16 protein-coding genes are annotated in these 16137 nt (G+C 65.3%); 10 read left to right on the top strand and 6 right to left on the bottom strand.

The genetic code is table 11. The features are described 5' to 3' along the window. Position 1 precedes the first annotated feature (1 nt). Complete coding sequence (locus BSP_RS04195) at positions 2-1384, bottom strand: M17 family metallopeptidase (protein ID WP_152949399.1); 1383 nt, start codon at positions 1382-1384, stop codon at positions 2-4. Between the two features lie 75 nt (positions 1385-1459). Here BSP_RS04195 and BSP_RS04190 point away from each other — a divergent pair, with 75 nt between their 5' ends. The 6 genes from BSP_RS04190 to BSP_RS04165 all read left to right on the top strand — a co-directional run bounded on the left by BSP_RS04190 (position 1460) and on the right by BSP_RS04165 (position 6384). Continuing rightward, positions 1460-2311 (top strand): tetratricopeptide repeat protein, encoded by an 852-nt coding sequence (locus tag BSP_RS04190; RefSeq protein ID WP_152949398.1) that lies wholly within the window; start codon positions 1460-1462, stop codon positions 2309-2311. 51 nt (positions 2312-2362) lie between these two features. After that, positions 2363-3028, top strand: coding sequence for an HAD-IA family hydrolase (locus BSP_RS04185; protein ID WP_152949397.1), 666 nt, complete (start codon positions 2363-2365; stop codon positions 3026-3028). Between the two features lie 50 nt (positions 3029-3078). Next, positions 3079-3534, top strand: coding sequence for an iron-sulfur cluster assembly scaffold protein (locus tag BSP_RS04180; RefSeq protein WP_152949396.1), 456 nt, complete (start codon positions 3079-3081; stop codon positions 3532-3534). 79 nt (positions 3535-3613) lie between these two features. Further along, positions 3614-3862, top strand: a complete 249-nt coding sequence (gene yidD, locus BSP_RS04175) for a membrane protein insertion efficiency factor YidD (RefSeq protein WP_054764596.1) — start codon at positions 3614-3616, stop codon at positions 3860-3862. After that, positions 3859-5793 carry a threonine--tRNA ligase gene (gene thrS / locus BSP_RS04170; protein WP_152949395.1) on the top strand — a complete coding sequence of 645 codons (1935 nt, stop codon included), beginning with the start codon at positions 3859-3861 and terminating at the stop codon, positions 5791-5793. Before yidD ends, thrS begins: the two co-directional genes overlap by 4 nt. 90 nt (positions 5794-5883) lie before the next feature. Then, positions 5884-6384 (top strand): ferritin-like domain-containing protein, encoded by a 501-nt coding sequence (locus BSP_RS04165; protein ID WP_152949394.1) that lies wholly within the window; start codon positions 5884-5886, stop codon positions 6382-6384. Here BSP_RS04165 and BSP_RS04160 read toward each other — a convergent pair. The 5 genes from BSP_RS04160 to argB form a co-directional block, all read right to left on the bottom strand. After that, positions 6353-7576 carry an AGE family epimerase/isomerase gene (locus BSP_RS04160; protein ID WP_152949393.1) on the bottom strand — a complete coding sequence of 408 codons (1224 nt, stop codon included), beginning with the start codon at positions 7574-7576 and terminating at the stop codon, positions 6353-6355. The genes BSP_RS04165 and BSP_RS04160 overlap by 32 nt on opposite strands. A 2-nt stretch (positions 7577-7578) precedes the next feature. Then, on the bottom strand, positions 7579-9051 hold the full coding sequence (rfaE1, locus tag BSP_RS04155; protein WP_152949392.1) for a D-glycero-beta-D-manno-heptose-7-phosphate kinase: 1473 nt from the start codon (positions 9049-9051) through the stop codon (positions 7579-7581). A gap of 97 nt (positions 9052-9148) precedes the next feature. Continuing rightward, on the bottom strand, positions 9149-10018 hold the full coding sequence (gene dapD / locus BSP_RS04150; protein WP_152949391.1) for a 2,3,4,5-tetrahydropyridine-2,6-dicarboxylate N-succinyltransferase: 870 nt from the start codon (positions 10016-10018) through the stop codon (positions 9149-9151). After that, entirely contained in the window at positions 10015-10674 is a 660-nt protein-coding gene (locus BSP_RS04145; RefSeq protein ID WP_152949390.1) for a pyrimidine 5'-nucleotidase, read from the bottom strand. Before BSP_RS04145 ends, dapD begins: the two co-directional genes overlap by 4 nt. Continuing rightward, positions 10671-11600 (bottom strand): acetylglutamate kinase, encoded by a 930-nt coding sequence (argB, locus tag BSP_RS04140; RefSeq protein WP_054764589.1) that lies wholly within the window; start codon positions 11598-11600, stop codon positions 10671-10673. Before argB ends, BSP_RS04145 begins: the two co-directional genes overlap by 4 nt. A gap of 72 nt (positions 11601-11672) precedes the next feature. Here argB and BSP_RS04135 point away from each other — a divergent pair, with 72 nt between their 5' ends. The 4 genes from BSP_RS04135 to BSP_RS04120 all read left to right on the top strand — a co-directional run bounded on the left by BSP_RS04135 (position 11673) and on the right by BSP_RS04120 (position 16131). After that, a complete protein-coding gene (locus tag BSP_RS04135; RefSeq protein WP_082382593.1) occupies positions 11673-13061 on the top strand; it encodes a glycosyltransferase family 1 protein in 1389 nt (462 codons plus the stop codon). Between the two features lie 158 nt (positions 13062-13219). Next, positions 13220-14566, top strand: coding sequence for a nucleotide sugar dehydrogenase (locus tag BSP_RS04130; RefSeq protein ID WP_152949389.1), 1347 nt, complete (start codon positions 13220-13222; stop codon positions 14564-14566). Between the two features lies 1 nt (position 14567). Next, positions 14568-15569: an NAD(P)-dependent oxidoreductase gene (locus BSP_RS04125; RefSeq protein WP_054764587.1), complete on the top strand. Its 1002-nt coding sequence runs from the start codon at positions 14568-14570 to the stop codon at positions 15567-15569. 4 nt (positions 15570-15573) lie between these two features. Further along, entirely contained in the window at positions 15574-16131 is a 558-nt protein-coding gene (locus BSP_RS04120) for a tetratricopeptide repeat protein (RefSeq protein WP_194167000.1), read from the top strand. The last annotated feature ends 6 nt before the right edge of the window (positions 16132-16137 follow it).

Raw genomic sequence — 16137 nt, 5'->3', positions numbered from 1 at the left:
CTCAACCGCCGTAGCGCGCCTTCAGCACGGCGTAGCAGGCCCTCATCGCCTGGGCCTCTCCCCCTTCGGGATAGCCGGGTCGGGCGCGGGGATTCCAGGCGAAGATGTCCATATGGGCCCAGGCGCCGCTGGCGGGGGCGAACCTTTGCAGGAACAGGGCGGCCGTGACCGACCCGGCTTGCGCCCAGGCCGAGGCGTCGTTCTTGATGTCGGCGATCTCGGTGTCCAGGGCGGCGCGATAGCCGGGCCACAGGGGCATGCGCCACAGGGGGTCGCCCACCGCCCGCCCTGCGGCCAGCAGATCGGCGGCCAGGGCCTCGTCATCCGTATAGAGGGGCGGCAGCTCCGGCCCCAGGGCGATCCGCGCCGCCCCCGTCAGGGTGGCGAAGTCCAGGGTTAGGTCGGGCGAATGCTCCCCCGCCCGCGTCAGGGCGTCGGCCAGAATCAGCCGCCCCTCCGCATCCGTATTGCCGATCTCGATGGTCAGACCTTTTCGGCTGTTCAGTATGTCCCCCGGCCGGAAGGCGTCGCCCGAAACCGCATTCTCCACCGCCGCCACGATGACCGCCAGCCGCACCGGCAGATCGGCCTGCATGACCAGCCGCCCCAGGGCCAGGGCGTGGGCGGCCCCGCCCATGTCCTTCTTCATATTGCGCATTCCGGCGGCCGGTTTCAGGTCCAGCCCCCCGGTGTCGAACACCACCCCCTTGCCGACCAGGGCCACCAGAGGCAGGTCGGTCCGGTCCAGCTTCCAGCCTATCTCGATCAGCCGTGGCGCCCGGTGGGGGGCCGCCGCACGCCCGACCGCGTGGACCGCCGGATAGTTCGCCTCCAGCAGGGCCTCGCCGGTGGTCACGGTCACGGCAGCCCCCGCGCTCTCGGCGATCTCGCGGGCGATGGTCTCGATCTGCAGCGGCCCCATGTCGGCGGCGGGGGTGTCGACCATCTCGCGGGCCAGGGCGCAGGCGGCGACGATCCGCGTCGTCTCATCCAGGTCCAGCCCCTCGGGCGCGACCAGCCGAACCGGCGCCCGCTCCGGCCGGGCCTTGTAGCGGTCAAAGACATAGGCCCCCAGGAGGAAGGCCAGGGCCGCCGCCCGCGCCGTCTCAGGCTCGGCCTCCAGCCGGTACAGGCCGCCGGGCAGCCGCGCCGACAGGCCGCGCGCCAGGACCGGATCGAAGGCCGCGCCGCTCCCCAGCAGCACCTGACCGATCCCATCGCCCTCCGGCACGATCAGCAGTTCCCCGGCCTTGCCGGCAAAGCCGTGCCGTTCGGCCCAGGACTTCGCCGCCCCGTCCAGAACCGCACCCGGCGCCGACAGGCGGATCGGAACGGCCCGCTCTCCGGCGTTCGCGGCGACCAGCAGGGGATGGGGGGCGAGCATGGCGAACCTTCTTAACCAAGAGTTGACGCGACCCGGCGATTCTGAGGCGGACCGAGAACCGTCAGGACTCCCCCCATGTCGCCCATGCCCGCCCTTCTCGCAACCGTCGCCCTTCTCAGCCTGTCGGCGGGCCCCGCCCTCGCGGCCGCCCCGGTTCAGACCCAGGACGCGCCCCAGAACGCCGTCCAAAGCGCGACCCGCGCGCCCGCCTCGGCCGAGGTCCGCGCCGCCTATGACCGGATGGACGCCCTGGCGCGCTCGGTCTTCTGGTCAGGCGAGCACGACCTGAACCCGGCCGATCCCGTGGCGGCGGTCAAGCTGGCCCAGGCCCTGCGCGAACTGGGCCGCTATGATCAGGCCGCCCAGACGGCCGAGACCCTGCTGGCCCTCCAGCCCGCCAATCTGGACGCCCTGCTGGAGCTGGGCCGCGCCCACATCGGCCGGGGCCAGGCCTTCTACGGCATCGCCCCGCTGGAAAAGGCCCGTGACCTGGCGCCCCGCGACTGGCGGCCCTATTCCCTGCTGGGCGTGGCCTATGAGCAGGTGCGCCGGTTCGACGACGCGCGCGCGGCCTGGAACCAGGCCCTGGTCCTGTCGCCCGACAATCCCGACGTCCTGACCAACGCCGCCACGGCGGCCCTGACCCACGGCGACGCCCCCGGCGCCGAGGCCCTGCTGCGACGGGCTGCGGCCCAGCCGACGGCCTCCAGCAAGGTGCGCCAGACCCTGGCCATGACCCTGGGCCTGCAAGGCAAGATGGGCGAGGCTGAACAGATCCTGCGCCGCGAACTGCCCCCCGAGCTGGCCGATCAGAACCTGGCCTGGCTGGCGGCGCGCAATACGCCGGTCACGCCCCAGCCGGCGGTCGCCTCCGCCCCATCGCCCAGCGACACCGCCCGCACCTGGTCCTCCTTGAAAGGCGGCTGATCGGCAGGAACCTCGGCTTGCCGCCCGGCCGGCGCCGTGCTGGATAGGGACATGACCGTCTCCCCCGGGTCCGCCCCCCGCGCCTATCGCGCCTTCCTGTTCGACATGGACGGCACCCTGATCACCTCCACCGCTGCGGCCGAGCGTGTCTGGACCCGCTGGGCCGAACGGCACGGGATCGACCCGGTCGCCTTCATCCCCACCATCCACGGGGTGCGCACCGCCGACACCATCCGCCGCCAGAACCTGCCGGGCGTCGATCTGGCGGCCGAGGTCGCCTGGGTCGAACGGGGCGAGATCGAGGATGTCGAGGGCGTCGCCCCCATTCCCGGCGCGATCGACTTCGTCAAACGCCTGCCGCCCGACCGCTGGGCCGTCGTCACCTCGGCTACGGCGCCCCTGGCCCAGGCCCGGCTGAAGGCCGCAGGGGTCGAACCGCCCGCCGTGCTGATCACGGCCGAGGACGTGGAACGCGGCAAGCCCGATCCCGCCGGCTATCGGCTGGCGGCGCAGAGGCTGGGCGTGGACGTCGCCGACTGTCTGGTGTTCGAGGACGCCCCGGCCGGCATCGCGGCCGGCGAGGCGGCCGGGGCGGACCTTCTGGTGGTGACCGCCGCCTGGACCCACCCTCTGGCGACGGACCACCCGCAGCTGTCCGACTATGGAACCGCGACCCTGGTGGTCGAGGCGGACGGCGGTCTGACGCTGAGCGTCTAGCGGACGTTTCACGCCTTCCACTCGCCCCTTCAGCCCCCTATCTTCCGGCCATGATCGACGACCTCTACAGCGCGCGCATCCTGACCCTGGCGGCCAACCTGCCCCATGCCGGTCGGCTGGCGTCGCCGGAAGGGACCGGCGAGCGGGTCGCCAAATTGTGCGGCTCGCGGGCGATCGTCGATGTGAGCCTGGACCACCAGGGGCGGGTCATGGACTTCGCCCAGGACGTGAAAGCCTGCGCCCTGGGCCAGGCGGCCGCCGGCGTCCTGGGCCAGTCCGTCCTCGGCGCCTCGGCGGATGAGATCAGGGAGGCCCGCGACGCCATGACCGCCATGCTGAAGTCCGGCGGCGAAGGCCCCGACGGCCGTTTCGAAGGACTTCGTGTGCTGAAACAGGTCGCCGACTATCCCGCCCGTCACGCCTCGACCCTGGTGGCGATCGAGGCGACGCTTGAGGCGGTCGATCAGGCCCTGGCGGGGCGAACTCGTCTCGCCGGCGCGGCCTGACGGGCTCTGACCGGTTGATCCCCCTGCGATGACAGGGGATAAGCGCGGCGAACCCATCCAGCCCCCGGCGAAGGGACAAATGTCTCTCTATGAACGCGGCGTCCGCGCGGCCCATCGAGGCTACAAGTTGACGCTGTCTCCCCTGATCGGCCAGCAGTGCCGGTTCCTGCCGACCTGTTCGGACTATGGGCGCGACGCCCTGATCCGGCACGGGCCGCTCAAGGGGGGATGGCTCACCGTGCGTCGCCTCTGTAAATGCCATCCCTTCGGCGGTTCGGGTTATGACCCGGTCCCGCCCCTGAAGACCGACGAAAAAGAACAGTCATGATCGATCTGAAATTCCCCGACGGCGCGGTGCGTCAGTATCCGGCCGGTTCGACGGCGCGGGACGTGGCGACCTCGATCTCGCCGTCCCTGGCCAAGAAGGCCGTGCTGGCCGAGCTGAACGGCGAGCAGCGCGACATGGGCCGGGTGCTGGAGACGGGCGGCGACTTCCGCCTGATCATGCGCGACGATCCCGAGGCCCTCTACACCATCCGCCACGACACGGCCCACGTCCTGGCCGAGGCGGTCCAGACCCTGTTCCCCGGCACCCAGGTCACCATCGGCCCGGCCATCGAGGACGGCTTCTATTATGACTTCTACCGCGAAGAGCCCTTCTCGACCGACGACTTCGCCGCCATCGAGAAGGAGATGGCCCGGATCGTCGATCGCGACGCCAAGTTCGAGCGCGAGGTCTGGGACCGCGACGAGGCCATCGTCTTCTTCGAGGCGCGGGGCGAGAAGTTCAAGGCCGAGCTGATCAAGGACCTGCCCGAGAACGAGACCATCACCCTGTACAAGCAGGGCGACTGGATCGACCTGTGCCGGGGCCCGCACTTTCCCTCGACGCGCCACGTCGGCAAGGCCTTCAAACTGACCAAGCTGGCCGGCGCCTACTGGCGCGGCGATTCCAAGCGCGAACAGCTTCAGCGCATTTACGGCACCGCCTGGGCGACCAAGGAGGACCTGGACGCCTATCTGCAACGGCTCGAAGAGGCCGAAAAGCGCGACCACCGCAAGGTCGGTAAGGCGATGGAGCTCTTCCACATGCAGGAAGAGGGCCGGGGCATGGTCTTCTGGCACCCGAAGGGCTGGGTGCTGTGGCGGGTGCTCGAGGCCTATATGCGCCGCCGCCTGGACGCCGCCGGCTATGTCGAGGTCAAGACGCCCCAGGTTCTGGACCGCAAATTCTGGGAGGCCTCGGGCCACTGGGACAAGTACCGGCCCAATATGTTCGTCTGCGAAACGGTCGAGGGCGAGACCCTCAGCCTGAAGCCGATGAACTGCCCCGGCCACGTCCAGATCTTCGACCAGGGCCAGCGCTCCTATCGCGAACTGCCGCTGCGCATGGCCGAGTTCGGCGCCTGCCACCGCTATGAGCCGTCGGGCTCGCTGCACGGCCTGATGCGGGTGCGCGGCTTCACCCAGGACGACGCCCACATCTTCTGCCGCGAGGACCAGATCGTCGAGGAGACGGCCGAGTTCATCAAACTGTGCCGCAGCGTCCATGCGGATCTGGGCATGGAGACGGCCTACATCAGCCTGGGCACGCGGCCCGAGCAACGCGCCGGCACCGACGAATTCTGGGACAAGGCCGAGGCCCAGATGCTGGAGGCCGCCCGCGCCGCCGGCTCCGAGCCGGTCGTCACCCCGGGCGACGGCGCCTTCTACGCGCCCAAGCTGGACTTCATCGTCAAGGACGCCATCGGCCGCGAATGGACCTGCGGCACGATCCAGCTGGACTATGTCCTGCCGGAACGCCTGGATGCGACCTATATCGCCGAGGACGGCCAGAAGCACCGGCCGGTCATGCTGCACCGGGCGATCCTGGGATCGTTCGAGCGGTTCATCGGCATCATGATCGAGAACTACGCCGGCGCCTTCCCCCTGTGGCTGGCGCCGGTCCAGGCTGTGGTCGCCACCATCACCTCGGACGCCGACGACTACGCCCGCGAGGTCATGGACCGCTTCAAGGCGGCGGGCCTGCGCACCGAGATCGACCTGCGCAACGAGAAGGTCGGCTACAAGGTCCGCGAACACTCGGTCGGCAAGGTGCCGGTCATCGCCGTCGTCGGCCGCAAGGAGGCCGAAGAAGGCAAGGTCGCCATCCGCCGCCTGGGCTCACAGGAGCAGACGGTAGTGACGGTGGAGGAGGCCATTCGCCTTCTGACAGAAGAGGCCACGCCGCCGGATCTGAAGCGGGCGACAGCCGCCTAAGCCCGGATTCCGACACAGGAACATAAGCCGGCCTGATCGCTTGTGATGGGGTGCGCCCCCGCGCCCCATCATCATTGCGAAAGACGACCCATGGCCGAGAAGACCCTCGACACCCTGTTCCACGACACGCTTCGCGACATCTATTACGCCGAGCGCAAAATCCTGAAGTCCCTGCCCAAGATGGCCCGCGCCGCCCAGTCGCCCGAGCTGAAGGCGGCCTTCGAAAAGCACAAGGACCAGACCGAAGGCCAGATCGAACGCCTGCAGCAGGTGTTCGAAATCATCGGCAAGGCCCCGCGCGGCAAGACCTGCGACGCCATCGAAGGCATACTGGCCGAGGGCGATGAGATCATGGAAGAATACAAGGACAACCCGGCCCTCGACGCCGGCCTCTTGGCCGCCGCCCAGGCGGTGGAACACTATGAGATCACCCGCTACGGCACACTGAAGCGCTGGGCCAACGTCCTGGGCCTGAAGGACGCCGTCGCCCTGCTGGACGAGACCCTGCAGGAGGAATCCCAGACCGACGAAGACCTGACCGGCATCGCCGACGCCGCCGTCAACAAGGACGCGATGAAGAGCGCCGCCTGAGACTCTTAAAGCGAGGCGGGAGGCGGGACTCCGCCCCCTCCCGCCCTTCCTCATAAGGGGCCCGCTCCAGCTCGGCCACGGCCGTGGCGATGTGATAGAGCGAACTGGCCGGGACCGGCGTGTCCAAAAAGCCGCCCGCCCCCGGATCCCATTGTTCGAACCAGAGACCGGGCGTCGGGGTGTTCAGGAACAGGCTCAGCGCGGCCCAGGCGCCAGGCCAGCTCGGCGCCAAGGCCGGGACGCGCAGAGCCGCCTTCAGCCATTCACCGTGCGGCCAAAGCCGGACGCCCGCGACGGCGATCGCGCCGTCCTCGAACACCTCGCCCCGCAACAGGCCCGACGCCGGGTCCAGGCCGTGCGCAAGGGCGAAACGCCCCAGCCGCTCGGCCTCGCCGTCGGCGCCTGCGCTCGTGTCCATGCCCAGCCGCTGCGCCTCCCGCAACAGCCAGGCCCATTCCATCTGATGGCCCGGCTCGACCACGGCCCGCCCATTCGGCCGCAGCGGGGCCGTCAGATCGTCCTGAAAATACTCAAACAGAAGCCCCCGCGACCCGTCCATGAACCGTCGCCGACACAGGCCGACCAGTTCCGCCGCCAGGGCGGAGAAGGCAGGGTCCGGCATATGTTCGACACAGGCCAGGGCCGCCTCCAGCAGATGCATGTGCGGATTCTGCCGACGCGGGGCGCGCGGCGGCAGGGCCTCGACATAGCCGCCTGCTGGATGGCGCATGGACGTTTGGATGAAGTCTAAGAGCGCCAGGGCCTCCGCCTTCAACCGACCGTCCCTCGTCAGCCTATAGGCATGGGCCAGGGCGAAGAGGACAAAGGCCAGGTCGTACAGATCGCGCGTCTGATCCAGGCCCTCCCCGTCCAAGTCCAGTCGACTGATGAAGCCGCCGTCCGGATGGCGGGCGCGGTTCAGCAAAAAATCCAGACCATGCTCAACCGCCGCGCCGGCGTCCGAGACGCCGCGCTGCGCCCCCTGGGAAAAGACATAGATCTGGCGGCTCAACACCCGCAGCCGCTTATAGTCGTGGACCGGGCTGAGGTCGTGGTGAGACAGGGCCTCATAGAAGCCGCCACGCCGACGATCGACGCCGTGTTCCAGCCACAGCGGCAGGGCCGTCTCGTAAAGCCAAGCTGTCGCCTGGCGCGACGCGGCCTTCAGCTCGGTGCTGGGATCGGGGCTCATATCTAGGCCGAGGGCTTACGGCTGCGGTCCACCAGGCCGGTGGTGGAATGGCCGGCCCTCAGCTCGACCCGGACGATGATCCCGCCCTTGGCCCTGACCAGATCGGCGCCGACGATCTGATGCTCCTGATAGTCCGCGCCCTTGACCAGGACGTCGGGCTCCAGGGCGGCGATGAGTTCATAGGGGGTGTCCTCTTCGAACAGGACCACCGCGTCCACATGTCGGATGGCGGCCATCACCTCGGCGCGCGCCCCCTCGCTTTGGATCGGCCGAGTCTCGCCCTTCAACCGCCGCACCGAGGCGTCGCTGTTCAGCCCGACGATCAGCCGGTCGCAATGGCTCGCGGCCTCACGCAGCAGGGCCACATGGCCAGGATGCAGCAGGTCGAAACAGCCGTTGGTGAAGCCGACCGAAAGCCCCTGATCCCGCCAGGCGCCGCGGACGGCCCGGGCGTCTGCGCGCGACAGGATCAGTCCGTCGCGATGGTCGTCGCGCTGATCCTGGTGATTCAGCACGGTGCGCAGCTCCGCGGCGGACACCACCGCCGTCCCGGCCTTGGACACCACGATGCTGGCCGCCGTATTGGCCAGGCGCATCGCCCGCACGACCGGCAGGCCCGAAGCCACGCCCAGGGCGAAGGCGGCCATGACGGTGTCGCCGGCGCCCGAGACGTCGAACACCTCCGCCGCCTCCGTCTCCAGCAGGATCGCCTCCCCGTCCACGCCATAGAAGGCCATGCCCTGTTCGGAGCGGGTCACCAACAGATTGGCGCCGGTCTGGTCCACCACCTGCCGGGCCGCCTCGCCCACGGCCGCGTCGTCGTCGCAGCGCCGACCGGTCGCGCCCGCCAGCTCCGACCGGTTCGGCTTGATATAGGCCGCGCCGCGATAGGCGGAAAAATCGGGACGTTTGGGATCGACGAAGACGGGAACCCCGACCTTGCGCGCCCGGTCGAACACGGCCGCCAGAACCGCATCGGTCAGACATCCCTTGGCGTAATCCGACACGATCACCGCATCCGCCTGATCCAGCGCCTGTTCGAACAGGGCGATCAGGGCGGCCTCATCCTCGGCCGACAGGGCGTTTGAGCCTTCGCGGTCGATCCGGACCACCTGGTGGGCGCCCGCCAGGACCCGGGTCTTGGTCGTGGTCTCTCCGCCCTTCAGTCCCAGCAGCCGGCAGGAGACGCCCGCCTGTTCGGCGATCGCGCGCAGCTGATCGGCGGCCTGGTCATCGCCCACCACCCCGATCAAACGCGCCGAAGCGCCGAGCGCCACGGCGTTCAAGGCCACATTGGCCGCGCCGCCGGCCGTGAACCGGTCCCGCGCATGTTTCACCACCGGCACCGGCGCCTCGGGCGAGATGCGGCTGACGTGGCCCTGGAGATAGGCGTCGAGCATCACGTCGCCGATCACCACAACCGTCACGCCCTCGAAACTGGTGAAACGGTCCAGCGGCGAAGTCCGATCGGTCATTGCAGGTCTCAACGGAAGGCGGGGTCAGAACGGCGGGCGCGACGCAGTGTGCGCCCTCGGACGCCGCGGCGTCAAAGCCAGGGCGGGCGGCGGACGATCAGTCGCGCAGCAGCTCATTGACGCCCGTTTTGGCGCGGGTCTGGGCGTCCACCCGTTTGACGATGACGGCGCAATAGAGCGAAGGCCCGCCCTTGGGGTCCGGCAGGGCGCCGGGCACCACCACCGAATAGGCGGGCACCTCGCCCCGGAAGACCTGACCGGTCGCCCGATCGACGATCTTGGTCGAGGCGGACAGATAGACCCCCATGGCCAGCACCGCGCCTTCGCGCACGATCACGCCCTCGGCCACCTCGGCTCGGGCGCCGATGAAGCAGCCGTCCTCGATGATTGTCGGATTGGCCTGGAGCGGCTCCAGCACCCCGCCGATGCCGGCGCCGCCCGACAGGTGCACGTTCTTGCCGATCTGGGCGCAGGAGCCGACCGTGGCCCAGGCGTCGACCATCGACCCCTCGTCAACGAAGGCGCCGATGTTCACGAAGGACGGCATCAGGACGACGTTCCTGGCGATGTGCGCGCCCCGCCGGACGACGGCGCCGGGAACCGAGCGGAAGCCGGCCGCCTGATAGTCGCCCGCGCTCCAGTCGCCGAACTTGTTCGCAACCTTGTCCCAGAACGGGCCGAGGGCGGCCGGATGATCGGCCGACAGAGGGATGGTGGAGGCGTGGCCGGCCCGCATGATCTGGTTGTCGTTCAGGCGGAAGGACAGCAGCACCGCCTTCTTCAGCCACTGGTGCGTGGTCCAGGCGCCGTCCGCCCCCCGCGACGCCACACGGGCCTGGCCGGAATCGAGCAGGTTGAGCGCGGTCTCGACCGCGTCCCGGACCTCGCCTCCTGTGGCGGGCGACACCTCGGCCCGGTTGTCCCAGGCGGCCTCGACGACGGATTCGAGATGCGACAGGTCGGTCATGCGGCGTCCTTGAAGGTCAGGGCGTTGAGAAAGTCGAGAAGATCGGGGGCGATATGGTCGATATGATCGCCCAGGGGCTTTCCATGGCCGTCGCCGATCAGGACGGTCGCCATCCCCAGGGCCTTGGCCGGCTCCAAATTCCTAGGCGTGTCCTCGAAGAAGGCGGCGCAGCGCGGCTCGAAGTCGAACCGCTCGATCATGCGACGAAAGGCCGACGGGGCCGGCTTGGGCGTCAGATCGCCGTCCTCGATGGCGAAGACCCCGTCGAAACAGTCGGCGATCCCGATCCGGTCCAGAACGCGGTGGGCGTAGTCCCTGGCCCCATTGGTGAAGACGAACCGGCGCCCGGGCAGAATCTTCAGCCGCTCGGCCAGACGGGGATTTCGCTCCACCCCGTCCAGGGGCACCTCATGCACCACCCTCAGAAAGTCCTCGGGATCGATGGTGTAGTTGGCCATCAGCCCGGCCAGGGTGGTGCCGTGCTCGTCCAGGAACTGGCGCTGCAACAGCCGCGCCTCCTGGGGCGCCAGGCCGACGGCCTCGACCACATAGGCGTTGATCCGCGCCTGAACCAGGGACATCAGCCCCTGTTCGCGTGGATACAGGGTGTCGTCCATGTCGAACACCCAGGCGTTGACGTGCGACAGGTCGATCAAGACGCCTTCACCAGGGTGCCGGCGCCGAATTCGGTGAACAGCTCCACCAGCATCGCATGGGGCCGGCGGCCGTCCAGAATCACCACGGCTTCCACCCCGGCCCGCACGGCCGCCATGGCCGTCTCCAGCTTGGGGATCATGCCGCCCGAGGCCACGCCGGTGTCGATCAGGCCTTGCGCCTCCTCCAGGGTCATCTGGCGAATGATCTCGCCGTCCGCCCCCTTGACCCCCGGCACGTCGGTCAGCAGCAGCATCCGCTTGGCGTTCAGCGAACCGGCCACGGCGCCCGCCACCGTATCGGCGTTGACGTTATAGGTCTGGCCGTCCTCGGCCACCCCGATCGGGGCGATGACCGGCACCCAGTCTTCGGTCTCCGAGGCGATCAGCCCCTTGATCAGCTTGGGGTCCACCTTGGTCGGTTCGCCGACGAAGCCCAGATCGACCTCATGCTCGATCATACTGTCGGGATCGCGCTTGGTCCGGCGGGTCTTCTCGACCGTCAGCAGGCCGGCGTCCTTGCCCGACAGGCCGACGCCGCGCACGTCCGCCTCCTTGCCCGCCATGGTGATCCAGTGGGCGATCTCCTTATTGACCGCCCCGGACAGGACCATTTCGGCCACCTCCATCGTCGCCGGATCGGTGACCCGAAGACCATCGACAAAGGCCGACTTGACCCCCGCCTTGTCCAGCATGGCGCTGATCTGCGGCCCGCCGCCGTGCACGACGACCGGGTTCACCCCCATCAGCTTCAGCAGCACCACATCGGCCGCGAACTGTTTCGCCACGGCGCTCTCGCCCATGGCGTGACCGCCGTATTTGATGACCACGGTCTCGCGGTCATACACCTGAATATAGGGCAGGGCCTCGGCGAGCGTCTTCGCCGTTTCCCAGCTGCGTTCCTCGGACTGGCGCTCGGTTTCGTTCATCACCGGCGCGAGATAGCGGGGGATGGGCGGGGAGTCACGAGGGAAAGGCTGGACTACGGCACATAGCCGACTATGACATTACACCTACGATATCGCGCTCAGTTTCCATCGGCGCACCAAATTCAAGCTGACCCAGAGTCCATGAAATCCATCTGCATCGACGGCTTCAACATCGCTCTATCACAGGGGTCGGGTATTGCCACGTATGGTCGAAACCTCCTGGAGAACGTGCGATCCGTAGGCATGGGAACACAGGTTTTATATGGACCTAAATCTCCCAAGAGACGGAATCAGGTCCTTAGCGAGGCAATGTTAGTCGATGCGGAGCGGCCGGCGACTAAACTTTCTCGCAAGGAGAAATCAGTCCGCATGCGCCGGACCCTCCTCTCAAGGTTTGGTCGCACGGCCGACCCCATACAACCATCCGGCGAGGTAATATGGCCGTCACGTTCCGGCGGACGTCCATCCGCAGACTATTTCTGGTCTAGCCAGGAAATTTTTTTCCATTCAATACGATGCTTCCAAACCTATAAAGCAGTAACGCCTCTTCGTTTTCAGCATAATAAATCCTCACCCACGCCTGATGTAATGCATTGGACAACGCCCCTCCCCTTGTACGCAAAAGGAGTTCCAAACATATATACTTTCCACGACCTGATACCCATTCGATTACCTCACGCCACCCTTGACGACAAATCAGTATTCATGAGCCTATGCCAAGAAGTGGTTAAACGGGCCGATCATATCGCGGTGGTGTCGGAGGCGACCCGGCAGGACGTAATTCGCATTCTTGGCGTCCCTGAAGATCGAGTCACCAATACGTACCAGGCCGTCAAAATACCCGATCACCTTGCCACACGCTCGCAAGAAGAAGTCGCGACTGAACTAGAAGGGGTTTTTGGACTCGAATGGAAGCAGTACTTCCTTCATTTTGGCGCAGTAGAACCTAAGAAAAACTTGGGTAGAATTGTAGAATCTTACCTCTCTTCAGGCGTTTCGACGCCGCTGATTTTGATAGGCGGTCGTGCCTGGCTTGACGAACCCGAGACGGCCCTTCTACGTCAAATCAAGGCGGACGGCGGACCCAACGCCGCCCGAATTCGCCAATACGAGTACATGCCGTTCTCGATGTTGATCTCGTTGATACGTGGCGCAAAAGCCACTCTGTTTCCGTCGCTTTTTGAAGGATTTGGACTCCCCGTTCTGGAGTCAATGGCGCTGTCCACCGCCGTTCTGACCTCTACGGGAGGAAGCCTCCCGGAAGTCGCGGGAAAGGCTGCTATAATCGTCGATCCATACGATGTTCAAGCAATGACTCGAGGCATCCAAGCGTTAGATGCTGATCGGGATCTTCGCACCGAACTGGAAAGGGCGGGCTTACTTCAGGCGGCTCAGTTCTCTCCCCAAGCCTATCAAGCACGGCTAAGCGACCTCTACTCCAAGGTGGGGGTAACGACCTAATTGACCGGCTAAAAATCGCCTATAACTATCTCGGCCACAACGCTGAGACGGCATCGTCAAAGAACCGACCGCAATCAGCAAAACTATCTCCCCGCCTTCTCTTTGCCGAATGAAGCTGCTACCTCCGTCGGCATCCTTCCCTACCTCAGAAGAAATTCATGCTGCCAGATACTTTCAAAGACCCAAACGTCTGCATCATAGGGCTTGGCTACGTTGGATTGACGTTGGCGGTGGCGATGGCCGAAGCCGGTTTCTCCGTAGAAGGCGTGGAGCGTGACCAGAAGGTTCTGGATGCGCTCGCCACAGGTAGGGCTCATTTCAGCGAAGCGGGCCTCGACTCCGTACTGGCGGATCAGATTGCGGCCGGCCGCTTCTGCTTCAACAAGGGGATAAAAAAAGACACCAAGGCCACGGTCTTCATCGTTACCGTCGGCACTCCGGTAGGCAACGATAAGCGGACTCAGTTCGCTGGCCTCATGGCCGTCACGAATATGATCGCTGATGTTCTGAAAGATGGAGATTTGGTCATATTGCGGTCTACGGTGCGTATCGGTACGAGCCGGGACACCGTTAAGCCGATCCTCGACGCGACGGGCCGCAATTACCAGTTGGCTTTTTGCCCAGAACGCACACTTGAAGGCAAGGCGCTTGTGGAACTGCGCAGCCTCCCTCAAATTGTGGGTGGCGTTGACGCCGCATCCACCTTCCGCGCCAGCCAAATCTTTTCTTTCCTAACCCCGTCGGTCGTTCGCGTGAACGATCTAGAGACGGCGGAAATGGTTAAGTTGGTCAATAATACTCAGCGCGATTTCGTCTTTGCTTTTGCAAACGAGGTGGCCGCAATGTGCGACGCCGTGGGAATATCCGCCAAGGAAGTCATCGATGCAGGCAATCTGGGCTACCCGCGAGCCAACCTTCCGCTGCCAGGTCCGGTCGGCGGTCCTTGCCTTGAAAAGGACCCCTACATTCTCGCGGAAGGTTTGGAGCGGTACGGTTTCGTCCCATCGCTAAGTCTTGCCGGCCGACGTTGGAACGAATCGCTGCCCACTCGCGTCGCCGCTGAAGTCTCTCGCGAATTTGAGCGGATCGCGAAACGATCAGCACGGAAGGTGGTGATCGCCGGCGTCGCCTTCAAAGGCCGCCCGGCCACCAGCGACTTACGGGGCACATTGGCAGCCCCCCTCATCGACGCTCTCCGGGCCGAGTTCCCCGACGCTACGCTCTTTGGATGGGACGCGGTTGCTTCAGAGGAAGACGTCGCGACGCTTGGCGTAGAAACATCAACATCTCTAGAAGCAGCCTTCGCTGAGGCGGATGTTGTCGTTGTTCAAAATAACCATGAAGTCTTCGGCCGTATGAATATCGGCTCGCTCGCCAGCAGCATGGCGAACGACGGTATAATTTACGACCTTTGGAATCAGCACAATGCTCGGCATTTGCAGCTGCCGAACCGCGTCACCTATCGCGGTCTCGGCGCACTGAACCTCAACATCGAGGCCCGTTGACATGACCACCTGCCTAGTCACCGGCGCCGCCGGTTTCCTCGGTTTTCACCTTGCGCGCGCTTTGTCTGCTCGAGAGGGATTCGAAGTCATCTGCGTAGACAACTTCGCCCGCGGTGAAAACGACGCCCACTATGATGCGTTGACAGCTCGCCCCAACGTGAAGCGTCTAGACGTTGATTTGACGGATCCGTCTGCTTGCGATGCGCTGCCAGATGCGGATTACGTGTATCACTTGGCGGCGCTTAACGGTACGCAGAACTTCTACGAGCGTCCAATGGCCGTAATCAAGGGGTGCACATTACCTACAATCTATCTGGCGGAACGCTATGGGCGGTCACCGCAAATGAAGCGTTTTGTGTATGCGGGGACCAGCGAATCTTACGCCTCGACGGTAACTCGCTTCGGCTGGCCTGTCCCGACCGGTGAAGACGTCCCGTTAGGCCTGGATGATGTCATGAACCCGCGCTGGTCCTATGCCGGTTCGAAAATGCACGGGGAAGTCGTCACCGCTCAGGCTGGACGGACCTACGGCTTTCCTTTCTCCATCATTCGGTACCACAACGCCTATGGCCCCCGCATGGGCGACAAGCATGTCGTTCCTGACTTCTACGCCCGCATGCGTGAGGGACGTTACGAACTGTTCGGCTACGAGGACACCCGGTCTTTTCTATATGTGGACGACTCTGTACGCGCGACGATTATGGTCGCCGAAGCGGACGCTGCCGCAGGCGAAATCATCAATATCGGCGGGGCCGAAGAAATAACCATGCTTGAGCTCGGCCAACGCATGCTTCGTCAAGAAGGTGTAGCCGAAGACATCACTCTCCATCCTTCGCCAGCCGGCAGCGTCAAGCGACGCGCTCCCGACGTATCTAAGCTCAAGCACCTTACAGGTTTCAACGAGCGTATATCTATGGCGGACGGCTTAAAAGCCACGTCCGATTTCTATTTGCGCGATGAACTCGCTGACGCGCTCAATCCGCTCAATGAGTACAAGGTTTGATGTCGTGAAGTCCCCGATCAGACAGGCCGCAAAGGCCGCCAAGGTCATCTCTCCCATGGACACCAGCTTTCGAAAGCATGTCCAAGCGGCGGACAAGGCTCGCGATGCCGGTGATCTCGTCGGCGCGATCGCTGGCTACCGCAGTGCCATATCGGTTCGTGAAGACCAAGCCGGGGTTTGGGTCCAGTTGGGCAATATGCTCAAGGATATTGGCAGCCACGAGGAAGCAGAGTCCGCATATCGCACGGCGCTTCGCCTACGCCCCAACCATTCGGACACCTATCTTCAACTGGGGCATCTGATGAAGCTGGCTGGCCGCCCCAACGATGCCCAAGCAAACTATGAGACGGCGCTTAGCCTTGATAAGGACAACCTGCACGCCTTCGTCGCCTTGGCGGATCTACAACCGAGCTCAAAAGTTCTGAACGAAGTCAGCACCAGCACCTTCACCATGCCTGAACGCATCGAAATCCAGGAACTTCTTAGAGCGTTGAAGGCAAAGCACGCAGAGGGTTTTGCTCTCTTCCAAGACCCCGTCTTTCGTGCCCCGACACGCCGATAATCCAGA

This window comes from Brevundimonas sp. Bb-A (genome assembly GCF_009394735.1).
GTDB classification, from domain to species: domain Bacteria; phylum Pseudomonadota; class Alphaproteobacteria; order Caulobacterales; family Caulobacteraceae; genus Brevundimonas; species Brevundimonas aurantiaca.
The sequence above is the reverse complement of the archived record's forward strand: the minus strand, read 5'-3'. Positions and strand labels throughout refer to the sequence as shown.

Bases quoted from the DNA above. Each gene is read 5' to 3' on its own strand.
- BSP_RS04195 (WP_152949399.1), bottom strand. From the start codon at position 1,384: ATGCTCGCCCCCCATCCCCTGCTGGTCGCCGCGAACGCCGGAGAGCGG.
- BSP_RS04190 (WP_152949398.1), top strand. From the start codon at position 1,460: ATGTCGCCCATGCCCGCCCTTCTCGCAACCGTCGCCCTTCTCAGCCTG.
- BSP_RS04185 (WP_152949397.1), top strand. From the start codon at position 2,363: ATGACCGTCTCCCCCGGGTCCGCCCCCCGCGCCTATCGCGCCTTCCTG.
- BSP_RS04180 (WP_152949396.1), top strand. From the start codon at position 3,079: ATGATCGACGACCTCTACAGCGCGCGCATCCTGACCCTGGCGGCCAAC.
- yidD (WP_054764596.1), top strand. From the start codon at position 3,614: ATGTCTCTCTATGAACGCGGCGTCCGCGCGGCCCATCGAGGCTACAAG.
- thrS (WP_152949395.1), top strand. From the start codon at position 3,859: ATGATCGATCTGAAATTCCCCGACGGCGCGGTGCGTCAGTATCCGGCC.
- BSP_RS04165 (WP_152949394.1), top strand. From the start codon at position 5,884: ATGGCCGAGAAGACCCTCGACACCCTGTTCCACGACACGCTTCGCGAC.
- BSP_RS04160 (WP_152949393.1), bottom strand. From the start codon at position 7,576: ATGAGCCCCGATCCCAGCACCGAGCTGAAGGCCGCGTCGCGCCAGGCG.
- rfaE1 (WP_152949392.1), bottom strand. From the start codon at position 9,051: ATGACCGATCGGACTTCGCCGCTGGACCGTTTCACCAGTTTCGAGGGC.
- dapD (WP_152949391.1), bottom strand. From the start codon at position 10,018: ATGACCGACCTGTCGCATCTCGAATCCGTCGTCGAGGCCGCCTGGGAC.
- argB (WP_054764589.1), bottom strand. From the start codon at position 11,600: ATGAACGAAACCGAGCGCCAGTCCGAGGAACGCAGCTGGGAAACGGCG.
- BSP_RS04135 (WP_082382593.1), top strand. From the start codon at position 11,673: ATGACATTACACCTACGATATCGCGCTCAGTTTCCATCGGCGCACCAA.
- BSP_RS04130 (WP_152949389.1), top strand. From the start codon at position 13,220: ATGCTGCCAGATACTTTCAAAGACCCAAACGTCTGCATCATAGGGCTT.
- BSP_RS04125 (WP_054764587.1), top strand. From the start codon at position 14,568: ATGACCACCTGCCTAGTCACCGGCGCCGCCGGTTTCCTCGGTTTTCAC.